Origin of the sequence: Desulfatibacillum alkenivorans DSM 16219, assembly GCF_900142135.1 — a bacterium.
Lineage (GTDB): Bacteria > Desulfobacterota > Desulfobacteria > Desulfobacterales > Desulfatibacillaceae > Desulfatibacillum > Desulfatibacillum alkenivorans.
Map to the genome: position 1 here is coordinate 1 of NZ_FQZU01000075.1, position 11,549 is coordinate 11,549.

The 11,549-nt window shown below is 54.4% G+C and carries 10 protein-coding genes; 9 read left to right on the forward strand and 1 reads right to left on the reverse strand.

Annotated features, from left to right (window positions below; all coding sequences use genetic code 11):
- Positions 1–290 precede the first annotated feature (290 nt).
- From BUE18_RS26740 to BUE18_RS26785, 9 genes are all read left to right on the forward strand, one after another.
- Positions 291–1,115 (forward strand): hypothetical protein, encoded by an 825-nt coding sequence (locus tag BUE18_RS26740; protein WP_073479186.1) that lies wholly within the window; start codon positions 291–293, stop codon positions 1,113–1,115.
- A 193-nt stretch (positions 1,116–1,308) separates the two neighbouring features.
- Entirely contained in the window at positions 1,309–3,231 is a 1,923-nt protein-coding gene (locus BUE18_RS26745) for an aconitate hydratase (RefSeq protein ID WP_073479187.1), read from the forward strand.
- A gap of 76 nt (positions 3,232–3,307) precedes the next feature.
- Complete coding sequence (locus tag BUE18_RS26750) at positions 3,308–5,182, forward strand: SurA N-terminal domain-containing protein (protein WP_073479188.1); 1,875 nt, start codon at positions 3,308–3,310, stop codon at positions 5,180–5,182.
- A gap of 83 nt (positions 5,183–5,265) precedes the next feature.
- Complete coding sequence (locus tag BUE18_RS26755; RefSeq protein ID WP_073479189.1) at positions 5,266–5,502, forward strand: hypothetical protein; 237 nt, start codon at positions 5,266–5,268, stop codon at positions 5,500–5,502.
- 185 nt (positions 5,503–5,687) lie between these two features.
- Positions 5,688–6,806: an AmmeMemoRadiSam system radical SAM enzyme gene (gene amrS / locus BUE18_RS26760; protein ID WP_073479190.1), complete on the forward strand. Its 1,119-nt coding sequence runs from the start codon at positions 5,688–5,690 to the stop codon at positions 6,804–6,806.
- A gap of 15 nt (positions 6,807–6,821) precedes the next feature.
- The gene (locus BUE18_RS26765) at positions 6,822–7,517 is read left to right on the forward strand and encodes a methyltransferase family protein (protein WP_073479191.1); all 696 of its coding nucleotides are present in this window, start codon (positions 6,822–6,824) and stop codon (positions 7,515–7,517) included.
- A 54-nt stretch (positions 7,518–7,571) separates the two neighbouring features.
- The gene (gene amrB / locus BUE18_RS26770; RefSeq protein ID WP_170868485.1) at positions 7,572–9,047 is read left to right on the forward strand and encodes an AmmeMemoRadiSam system protein B; all 1,476 of its coding nucleotides are present in this window, start codon (positions 7,572–7,574) and stop codon (positions 9,045–9,047) included.
- Between the two features lie 527 nt (positions 9,048–9,574).
- A complete protein-coding gene (locus BUE18_RS26775; RefSeq protein ID WP_073479192.1) occupies positions 9,575–9,970 on the forward strand; it encodes a hypothetical protein in 396 nt (131 codons plus the stop codon).
- Positions 9,971–10,645: 675 nt separating this feature from the next.
- The gene (locus tag BUE18_RS26785) at positions 10,646–11,272 is read left to right on the forward strand and encodes a SpvB/TcaC N-terminal domain-containing protein (RefSeq protein ID WP_073479194.1); all 627 of its coding nucleotides are present in this window, start codon (positions 10,646–10,648) and stop codon (positions 11,270–11,272) included.
- A gap of 15 nt (positions 11,273–11,287) precedes the next feature.
- Here BUE18_RS26785 and BUE18_RS28370 read toward each other — a convergent pair.
- The coding region (locus BUE18_RS28370; protein ID WP_211482849.1) for a hypothetical protein at positions 11,288–11,549 on the reverse strand (262 nt) is incomplete at its 5' end.

Below are 11,549 nucleotides of genomic sequence, written 5' to 3' on the forward strand. Positions count from 1 at the left end.
ATGGGTGACAAAAGCTGCGTTCAATGGTTTGCGGAAAAAAGACTTGGCAAAGGTCTGAGGGAGGGGTGCGGCCTTTTCCTTAAAAAACAGGCTGAGGATTCTTCCCTGGCCATCCTGGAGGGGGCGATGAGTCCGCCGGACTCCTAAAACAAGGGCTGAAACGCCCTGAAATGTTCAAACCACCCCTCCGGCAAATCCAATCGCGGATTTTGGGGAGTCTCTTCCCGCTTGCATTTTCGGTAAGTTCCCGATATTATTTCAGGCGTATTTTTTTTACAGGAGACTCCCCCATGGCAAACGGCGACTCATCAGAAGCAAAACAAATTGCGGTGGACAAAAAGGAAGCCAAAAAGGTGGCGGCTGTTCAAAAACGCTGGCAGGTGCTTATGGCCAGGGAGGAAGAAAAGAATAAGCGCCGTAAAGAAAGCAAGGGGCTTCGCCTGCTGCGCAGGATCGTAAGGTTTTTAAACGATTTTTTTCAGAGAATCGCCGATTTCATCATGACGCCGTTCCATGCGATCCACGATTCCATGGTTCAGGCTAAAAAGGCCCGTTTAGCCAGGAAAAAGGCCCGCATGGAAAGAAGGCGGCCGATCCTGGAGGCCAAGGCCCTGGCTCGGGTGGAAAAAAAGCGCCGGAAAGAGGCGGCCAAAGAGGCCCGGCGCCTGGCCAAGGAAGCCCGGCGCGGCCTGCCCTTGGGCCAGCGTTTTGTCAAAATATTCAACGAAAAAACCGACGCCTTTGTGGAGTGGCTGGCCGCTCCCGGCAGGATTTTGCAGGAAAGGCGGAAGATACAGCATATAAAAGCCATGGCCAAGCAAAAAGCCAAGCTGGATAAAACCGCCCTGTCCAGAGAGAAAATTGCCCAGAGAAAGCACGCCAGGTTGGTTAGAAAAGCCCAGCGCGCGGCGGAGAGAAAAGCCCGAAGCCGGGAGCGCTGGCGCTGGGTTCGCGAAAAACGGGCCCAATTCAAAGAATTCTGGGACTACACGGTCGTGCTTAGGCGCTTCATTTATCTGATTGCCATTGCGGTGTTCGCCTATTACAAGAGGGATTATTTGATGGCGAAAATTCAAAGCATTGTCGGCTACGATCTGCAAAACCTTCTCCACTAGGGCTCCCGCCCGGCGCCATGGGCGCCCGCGATTTCCAACGGCTTTCTCAAAAGGGGCTGGAAAGGCCGCCCCGCCATCCCTTTTCTCCGCCATACGGCGCTTAGTTCCGGTTGACGAAAACAGGCCGGGATGTTAAACAGAGAGGTTCGTAGCCGCCTAATTTTATTGCTTTGTATGAGCGGGAGAGCTTGTCATGAACCTATTTGAAAAAATTCTGTCCAATCACGGGATAGATCCCATACCCGAGCCCGGAACCCCCATCCGGCTGCCCATTGACCAGACTCTTACCCAGGACGCCACCGGCACCATGGCCTGCCTCCAGTTCGAGGCCCTGGGAATCGACAAGGTCAAGGCGGACCTCTCGGTCAGTTACGTGGATCACAACACGCTGCAGTCGGGCTTTTATAATTTTGACGACCACCGTTTTCTCAGGACCATAGCCGCCAAGTACGGCATGGTTTTTTCGGAGCCGGGCAACGGCATTTGCCATCAATTGAATTTAGAGCGCTTCGGCGTTCCCGGCCGCACGCTGTTGGGGTCCGACAGCCACACGCCCACGGGCGGCGGCATCGGCATGGTCGCCATTGGCGCCGGCGGCCTGGACGTGGCCATGGCCATGGCCGGAGAGCCGTTCACGCTTCCCATGCCCGAAGTCGTGTCTGTGCATCTTACCGGCCAGTTGCCCCCCTGGGTGGCGGCCAAGGATGTGATCCTGGAGGTTTTGCGCAGGGAGACGGTCAAGGGCGGCGTGGGCAAGGTGTATGAATACACCGGCCCGGGCGTTGCTGCCTTGTCCGTCACGGAAAGGGCGACCATCACCAATATGGGCGCCGAGCTTGGGGCGACAACCTCCCTATTCCCCAGCGACGACAACACCCTGGCCTTTTTAAAGACCCAGGGCCGGGAGGACGCATGGACCCGCCTGGAGCCTGATGCGGACGCCAAGTACTCCAGGGTGATTGACATCGATCTTGCCAAGCTCGTCCCCTTGGCTGCATGCCCCCACATGCCCGACCTTGTGAAAGAGGTTCGGGAATTGGAGGGAGCCAAGGTGGATCAGGTGGTCATCGGCTCTTGCACCAATTCCTCTTATAAGGATTTGGCCACGGTGGCGGCCATGGTGAAAGGGAAAAGGATTCCGCCGGAACTAAGCCTTGTGATTTCCCCCGGCTCCAGGCAGGTTTTGACCATGCTGGCCGACAGCGGAGAGCTTACCGACCTGATCAAGGCCGGCGCCCGGATTATGGAATGCGCATGCGGCCCCTGCATCGGCATGGGGCAGGCGCCGCCCAGCGGAGGCGTTACGGTCCGCACCATGAACCGCAACTTTTTAGGCCGGTGCGGCACCAAAGACGCCGGCGCCTATCTGGTGAGCCCGGAAACGGCCGCGGCCACGGCCTTGGCCGGCAAGTTCGCCGATCCCAGGGATCTGGGCGAGGCCCCGCAGATCAGCCTGCCGGAAACCTACCCGACCCTGGAGGCTGGAATCGTTTATCCGCCGGAGGACGGGAGCGGCGTGGAAATTCTCCGCGGACCCAACATCAAGCCGTTGCCTTTGGGCAAGGCCGTGGGCCGGGAGGTTTCGGGCGAGGTGTTGCTTAAGCTGCCTGACAACATCACCACGGACGACATCATGCCCGCAGGCACGCATATTTTGAGTTTCCGCAGCAATATTCCGAAAATTTCCAAGTATGTGTTTTCTTTGGTGGACGAAGGCTTCTCGGCCCGGGCCAAGGAAAAGCAGGGCGGATTTATCGTGGCCGGAGAAAACTACGGACAGGGGTCCAGCCGGGAGCATGCCGCGCTGGCGCCCATGCATCTTGGAATCCGGGGCGTAATCGCCGCGTCCTTCGCCCGCATACATAGGGCGAACCTGATTAATTTCGGCATATTGCCCCTTATTTTTGCAGACCCCAAGGCCTTGGATGACGTCAGCCAGGGAGATGTTTTAATCCTGGAAAACGCTTTGGAAAATATTCTCGAAAAAGATAGCTTTGACCTGAAAAACATTACGACCGGCAAGACCATTCCCGTAAGAATCGATCTCAATCCATTTGAGCGGCAGGTTCTTTCCGCCGGGGGGAAACTCAACTGGTACAGAGCTCAGCAAAATTAGCAAACCCAACCCCCGGACGCCGAATCCACGGCGTCCGGGTTTATCGCCTCAGACCTAAGAGGGAAGGAATCCGCCAATGCTTAGCATGATGCGTGAGCACGCAACGTCTTGGATTATCAAAATTCTATTGGGAATCATCGTTTTGGTGTTTGTATTTTCGTTTGGATACAGTTCGTTTCAGAACCGGGGGGATCGTTTGGCGGTGGTTAACGGAGAGACGATTTCCCGCAACACCTTTGAGCGGATGTACAAAAACGTCTATGATTATAACCGCGAAAAGTTCGGGGACTCATTTGACTACGATCTTCTGCGGCAAAACGTCTTTGACGACCTGGTGGATAACGTGCTGCTGCTCCAGCATGCCAGGGATCTGGGCATGCAGGTCACGGAAGATGAGCTGGTGCAGGATATTGCGCAAACTCAAGTCTTCCAGACCAGCAGCGGCCAGTTTGACCCGGAGCGGTATCAATATATCCTTGCCAGATCAGGCGTTACAAGCAAGGATTATGAAGCCGAAAAAGCGCGGAACATGCTTTCCACCAAGATCCGCTCCTATTTGATGGCCATGGCCCAGGTTTCCGATGAAGAAGCCATGCAGTGGTACAATTGGGACGGCAAGGAAGTCAGCATGAAATACGTGCTGTTCGAGCCTTCCACCTTTACGGACGTGGAGGCGACCGAAGACCAGATCCAGGCCTATTATGACGCTCACAGTGAGGATTACGAAACCCTTCCCATGGCCAAGGTTTCCTACCTGTATTTCAACCCCAAGGATTTTCTGGAAAAGGTAAGCATTCCCCAGGAGGAGATAGAGCTCTTTTACGACGATAACCTGGACAGCTATTACGAAGACCAGCAGGTGCATGCGCGTCACATCCTCATTTCTTTAGCCAAGGACGCTCCGGAGGAAAAAGTGGCGGAAGCCCTGAAAAAGGCCCAGGAAATAGAAGCCAAGGCCAAGGCCGGCGAGGATTTTGCTGAATTGGCCAAGGAGTTCTCGGACGGCCCCACCGCTAAAACCGGGGGCGATCTGGGCTTCTTCCCCCGCGGCAGGATGGTCAAGCCGTTTGAGGACGCGGCCTTCGCCCTGAACGCCGGAGAAATCAGCGATCCTGTGCGTACGGATTTCGGTTTCCATATCATTAAGGTGGAGGAGATTAAGGAAGCCAGAACCAAGGAGCTGAGCGAGGTGGAGGAGTCCATTCGCAGCAAGCTGGCTGCGGATGTGGCTTTGGACGAGGCATACAATGCGGCCGAGGCGGCCTTCGACAATCTGTTGTCTGATATGGACATGGCCAAGGCAGCGGCGGACGCGGGCGTGGAACTAAAGACCTCGGATTATTTTACGGAGGAGGGCCCAGCAGGCGTAGCCAATCCGCAGGAAATGGCGGATGAAGTTTTTGGCATGTACAAGGACTCCTTTTCCGACGTGCTGCAGTTTGACGACGGCTTCTACATCATTTGGATGCTGGACAAGAAGCCGGCGATCATTCCTGAACTGGCTGAGGTGAAAGCCAAAGTGGCGGCTGACGTCAAAAAAGAGATCATGGCGCAGGCGGCCGTAGACAAAGCTGCTGAATTTCTGGAAGAGGTCAAGGGCGGCAAGAGCATGGAAGATGCTGCAGCAGCTTATAACGTTACAGTCAAGAACACCGGCTTTTTCAAGCGGGGCGGTTATATTCCCGATTTAGGCGATGAGCCCGCCGTTGCAACGGCCGCTTTTATGGCCGACGCCGCCAACCCGTACCCGGACGCTCCCGTGGAAGGCGTCAAAGGCGTGTTCGTCACCTGCGTGCTGGAGGAGAAGTATCCCGAAGCCGAGGGTTTCGCCGATCAGAAAGAGAGCATCAAGCAGCGGCTCCTTTGGGGCAAGAGGTCCCGGGTTTTGGAAGACGCGCTGGACGTTCTGAGAGAACGCGGGGAGGTTAAACAGCTTATCCCTGTTATTTGATTTTTGATGGAAATCAGCGCGGCCATGGAGTACAATGCTCCATGGCTGCGTTTGTATAACTTTAAGCAAGAAGGATTTTTATCATGACTGCCCAGGGTTCCTCGACTCCCACAAAAATCTATTCCAAAAAATGCCCGTATTGCTCCACAATACTTTCTTTGGCCGATACGACCTGCCACGCCTGCCGCCGCAAGGTGGGCGACCCGGACAAGCACGGCATTGCAATCGTGCCCGGAAAGTGGAAGCAATATGTATATTTTGCCATTGCAGCGGGCATTTTAGGCGCCTGGTTTTACATCTGGAAGGTCTATTTACCCTGAGTTTTACATCCAAAGCCGCAAAAGAGACCCGGCGGGCGGATAAGGGCCTTGCCGCAGACCGGCGTCCGCTTTGACTTTCCGCTGTTTAATGCTTATTTTAACCATTGTAAAACGGCTGTTCGTCACGCCGGCATGGCGCATCTTGCTTCCCTATTACGGCCTATGCGTGCAAAGGAGGGGCGCCCATGGCTTCCACAAGGCGCACATTTCTCAAAGCCGCTGCGGCTGCGGCGGGACAGGGCATCCTGTTCCCCTTAAGCCGCGCCCTGGCCCAGGAGTTGACTTTTGATTCCCGGACCATGAAAGAGGCCTATTTTTACAAGACCTTAGGCGGGGGCTCGGTCCAGTGTCTTACATGCCCTCACACCTGCCTCATCACTCCGGATTATCGCGGAAAGTGCGGAACCAAAGTCAATCTGGGCGGCAAGCTCTATAGCATTTCCTACGCCAACCCGTGCTCGTTGAACGTGGACCCGGTGGAAAAAAAGCCCATGCACCATTTTCTGCCTGGCAGCAAGGCATTTTCCCTGGCCGTGGCCGGCTGCAACTTCACCTGCCTTAATTGCCAGAACTGGGAAATTTCCCAAACCACGCCGGACAAGACCAGGAACTATTACAAGCCGCCGGAAACCATCGTCGCCCACGCAAAAAAATACGGATGCAAAAGCATCGCCTATACGTATACGGAAGCCACCACCTACTATGAATACATGCTGGACACGGCCAAAACGGCCAGGGAGCAGGGAATCAAGAACATCCTGGTTTCCAACGCATACATCCGCCCTGAGCCCGCACGCCGCCTGAGCAAGTATATTGACGGCGCGGCCCTGAACCTCAAGTCATTGTCCGACAAAATTTACATGGAACTGAACGGCGGCCATCTGGCCCCAGTCCAGGAAGCGATCAAGATTTACAAGGACAACGGAGTCTGGGTGGAAGTCATCCACCTGGTCGTTCCCACCTACACCGACAACCTGGACGTCATCAGACGGGTCGCCGGTTGGGTTGCGGAGAACCTGGGAGCGGAAACGCCGTTTCAACTGTCCCGGTTTCATCCCAATTACAGGCTGGTTCACCTTGCGGCCACGCCGGTGGCCTTTATGAAGCAAGCGGGCGAAGCAGCTGAACAAGAAGGGCTGAAGCACGTGTATCTGGGAAACATTCCCGGCGTGAACAATCCGGTGCAGTGCCCTTCATGCCATAAAACCGTGGTAAAAAGACGGGGCTATTACCTGGAGTACGATGGTGTGGAAAACGGGTGCTGCCCCTTTTGCCGCACGCCCATCCAAGGCGTTTGGTCCTGAAAGGAAGCGATTCTGGTGGAAAAAAAGCTGACCAAGGACGGCGCCAGAAATCTCCGGGGGCCCATCAGGTGGTCCCTCATCATGGCAGTTGTGTTTTTCGTCGCCGCAGGACGCATGGATGTGCCCAGGGCGTGGCTGACCTACGGTCTGCACATGCTCGGGGGGGTCCTGGGGGCGTATATCATGGCCAGGGCCGCGCCCGACCTGGCCAACCAGCGGGCTTCCATGGGAGAGGGAACCAAGGCATGGGATAAAATAATCCTGCTCGTTTACTTTATGATGGTGCTGATTGCCGGGCCAATGGTTGCAGGATGGGAAATGGCCGGACGCCTGCAGGCGCCTTTGGGGGCCGGTTTTGCTGTGCTGGGCGTGGCCTGCTATCTGGCGTTTTTTCTGCTGCTGCACTGGTCCATGATTGTCAACCGGCACTTTGAAAGCACTTCCCGCATTCAGAAGGAAAGAGAGCATAAGGTCGTTGCAGACGGGCCATACCGTTTTGTGCGCCATCCCGGATACATCGCCATGATCCTCATCGCCCTGGCCGACCCTTTGATCATAGGCGCCGCGTACGCCCTGATTCCCGCGGGAATTGCCATAGCCGCAGTGATTCTGCGCACCTCCCTGGAAGACAATATGCTGCAGGAGGAGCTTGCAGGCTATAAGGAATATTCCCAACAAACCAGAAGCAGGCTTATCCCCGGCGTGTGGTGATCGCCGGAGCGCCTGACCAAGGGATTGTATATGGTTTTTAAAAAGGACGGCATAATGGATCGAGGCCGCATCCCTCTATGCGTTGCGGTTTTTTGGGCGGCGCTGTTGGCCTTGTCGCTGGCGTCAAACGGTTTTGCCATGGAGCAGATGGAAAACGTAAGGACGCCGGCGGTGGCGGGATCGTTTTATTCCGCCAATCCCAGCACATTAAAAAGGCAGGTCAAAGAGTTTTTGCGGGAGGCGAAGCAAACCCCGGTCAAAGGCCGGGTTCGCGCTCTGGTGGCGCCGCATGCCGGGTATGTGTACTCGGGCGTCGTGGCCGCCGCCTCCTATGAAAAAATGCCCAGGGACGTCCGCAAGGTCATTATCATTGGCGCCAGCCATCGCGCAAGGTATCGCGGGGCGTCCATTCCCAACGTGTCGGCGTACCGGACTCCCCTCGGCCTGGTTCCTTTGGCGCCCGAGGCCAAGCGTCTGGCGGAATCTCCCGGGTTCGTCCGCCTGGATCAGGCCCACGCCCAGGAGCATTCCATCGAGGTGCAACTGCCTTTTTTACAGGTTGTTCTGGGCGATTTTGAGTTCATACCCATTTTGCTGGGAGGCGGAGTCAACCCCGAGAAATTGGCCGAAGCCCTCGAGCCCTTGGTTCAAAGGGGATTTTTTCTTATTGCCAGCACGGATCTTTCCCATTACTATCCCTATGAAACAGCGCAGAATATGGACAGCGTTTGCTGCCGGGCCATCCCGAACCTGGATTACGAGGCCATGAAAAATTGCAAGGCCTGCGGCTGGGTTCCCACGGTCGCGGTTATGAAGGTCGCCGATAATCTGGGTTGGACCGGAACCTTGCTGGACTACCGGAACTCCGGGGACACCGCGGGATCCAAGGACAAAGTGGTTGGCTACGCAGCCATTGCATTTACGGAAGCAGTCAAAGAATCCAAAGGAGAACGCAAAATGCCTTCCTATACTTCCGATCAGGATAAATCCGATTTATTGAAACTCGCCCGCAGCGTGATGGCTTCCAAGCTGATCGACGCCGAAATTGAGCGGCCTGAGCATCCGTCCAAGCTGCTCCAGGAAAACCGGGGATGCTTTGTGACGATCCATAAAGACGGGCAGTTGCGCGGCTGCATCGGCACCATCGAGCCCGTGCAATCCCTGGTGGACGGCGTGGAATCCAATGCTTACAACGCAGCGTTTCGGGACCCCCGCTTTCCTCCCCTGTCAGCCAGGGAGTTGGACGACATTGACGTGGAGGTGAGCGTTCTCACCGTGCCCGAGGAAATCGAGTTTACGGACGGCAAGGATCTTTTGTCCAAGCTCAAGCCCGGCGTGCACGGGGTGATTTTAAGCCGCGGAGGGCGGCGCTCCACCTTTTTGCCCCAGGTGTGGGATCAGCTTTCCAATCCCCAGAATTTTCTGATTCAGCTTTGCAGAAAAGGGGGAATGTCCCCCAATTGCTGGCAGGACCCGGACACCAAGGTGGAGGTCTACGAGGCCGAGTATTTTTCCGAGCACGATGAATAAGTATAGAGCCGCAGGCCCAAAGGCGCGGCCGGGAAAATTTTATAAATTGTGGAAGAACGGCGGGCGTAAGGCGCTTATAGAATCCGGCCAAAAAAGGACGCCGCCGCTCTTCGTCATCCCCGTGGAGCTTTTGCGGCGGGATGATTGCGGGTTTTTGCAATCATCATGACGCAAAGGCGGAAACGGGGACCCAGTGTCTTTGAGTTTTTTAAGTCTTCCGGGGGCGCAGGTTGTTTACAGACTCGGGAATGATGGGTTTGCCGCGGCTGGCCGGCCCAATTTAGGCCCCAAGGGCGGGCGAGCCCGCCTTGGGCAGCCCCTGTCAAGTAGAGTACAAGATTTCGGGGGACATGAACTTATCTCAAAGGAAGCGATTAAAATCGTCCGGGACGATGTTTAAGATAAGTATCGTGTCCCCTCGAAATCTAGGCTGTGGGTACAACATGGGGCCAGCGTTGTAACGGGGGGAGACAGCCGCTTTCGCAGGCCTGACAATTTGTATTTTTTTTAAAGTAGGGTGGATAATAGTGCAATCTTTTCAAACGCCTGAACCGGCCAGGGTGTTGGCCTCCATGGCCATTCTCCTGGTTTTGATCGATTTTTTCGCCTGGAAGGTCAATACCTATATAGGGGTGGTAGTGCTGCCTTTCGCCTTTTTCGCCGTCATGCTTGCCGTATTTCGCATGTCCGCGCCCTGGTACATCAAGAAAAAGGCCTTGTCCTACATTCAGAATCACAGCGGCAGAGTGCATATTGACGACTTGGTCCGGTATCTCACGCCCATCGGCAAGCACGAGTTGGAAACGGAAAAAAACCGGGAGGTGATTGTGGAATACCTCCGCCATCTTGACGAAACCCGCGTGATTCAGGTCCTCGACGACGGCGCGGTCATCAAGGCCGGCTGGGGCGGGCGAGTGCGATAGCAAGTTTTCCTGTCCGTAGTTGCAAGGTTCCCTTGCCTGTAGTCGCGAGGTCCCCTCGCTGTAGGGGCGGCGCTGAAATCGTAGGTTGCGGTTGAGCCACGCAAAATCCAACAAAATGGCCTTTGGAGCAACCTCCCTTTAAAAAGCAGGCCCATTGACCTCCCGGAGGATTTCCACAAAAAGCCGGTCCATTCTCATCGCCCCTAGTCTTTCACCGCCAATCCTGCGTGTACAATTTTCCTTATTTTCAACATGGAAAGCATGGAATTGAAGATTCCAGTAGAGTGTAATCTGTTCATTATTTGGATCCCTCAAGCCTATACAGAAGGCGTTCATTCGGGCATACGCATCGCCGCAATCGGCGTTGGAGCCGCTGTTGTGATTATAGCGCTCTTTTTCGCAACGACGGATTGTTTCCTGTTTGTTGGATTAGGACCATATATGTCGTTTTTTAATAGTATGTGCTATAACAAAATGTTATTTAAAATCATTAGATTATGGAATTTATCATAATTACGATGAGGATTATACTGATAATAATGTTGGAATGCCATTGAAAGTTTGATATATAGCAATCTGCTATGGTTATCCAGGGGGTTCGGGCCATGAAACCCCTTATTTTTTATGGTTTCAAGGAAACAATCGTGCATATCAAATGCTGTAAAGGAGCACCTCGTGAAGTCTGTTAAATGTATCCTGATAGAGTATAAGTTCTTTCTGCTGGCTGTTGTAATTGTCCTTGCTCTTTTCTCAAGCGCCTTTTCATCTCAGTTTATGGAGTCCCAAATAAACGCGCCGGAGAATGGCTTGCAATTGGAAACCACAACCTCGTCCGGGATGGTCCAGACGCGTATACCAATACAAGTTCCGGCAGGAAGAGGCAAGATCACTCCCAAAATTGAATTGGTCTATAGCAGCTATGGGAAGAATTCGTGGGTTGGACTCGGCTGGGACTTGAATCTGGGCTCCATAACACGAAACACAGCCCCCCTTTTGGACTATTCTACCGACAATTATGTATACTCCACGAGCGGCGTTTCGAGAGAGCTTGTTCACAGAAGCGAATGGGGCGCAGGTTTTTATGGCGAAAAAATTGAAAGCAAATTCACGAAATATGAGAAGAAAGGCGATTCCTGGGTCGCAACAACCACAGATGGTACAAAATTTTATTTCGGAAGCACAGATGGATCGCGCCTTTACGACAGACCGGACGCTGCACGTATTTTTAAATGGTGTTTGGACCGTGTTGAAGATACGAATGGCAATTACATGACCATTTCCTACACCAAAGATCAAGATTGATGCCCAGGTAAAAAGTTAAAAATCGGGTTGCAGCCTGAAATGGGGCGATGAACAGCGGATATCAATCCGAATCCGTTTTCCACCCGGATTCAAGCCCATCTTCTCCCACAGGCGCACAATTTGTTCTTTGAAATGAAAAAGCAGGCGCAAAACAGGGAGATTCAGGCCCCCTGACCTGGGGCCGCCCCCATTTTTCGCCCTCCGGTAACGCGTCGCCCGGAAAATGTTCATCCCCAAAACCTTCAGGACCACGCAGAATCGCACGGCTTCCAGCCCC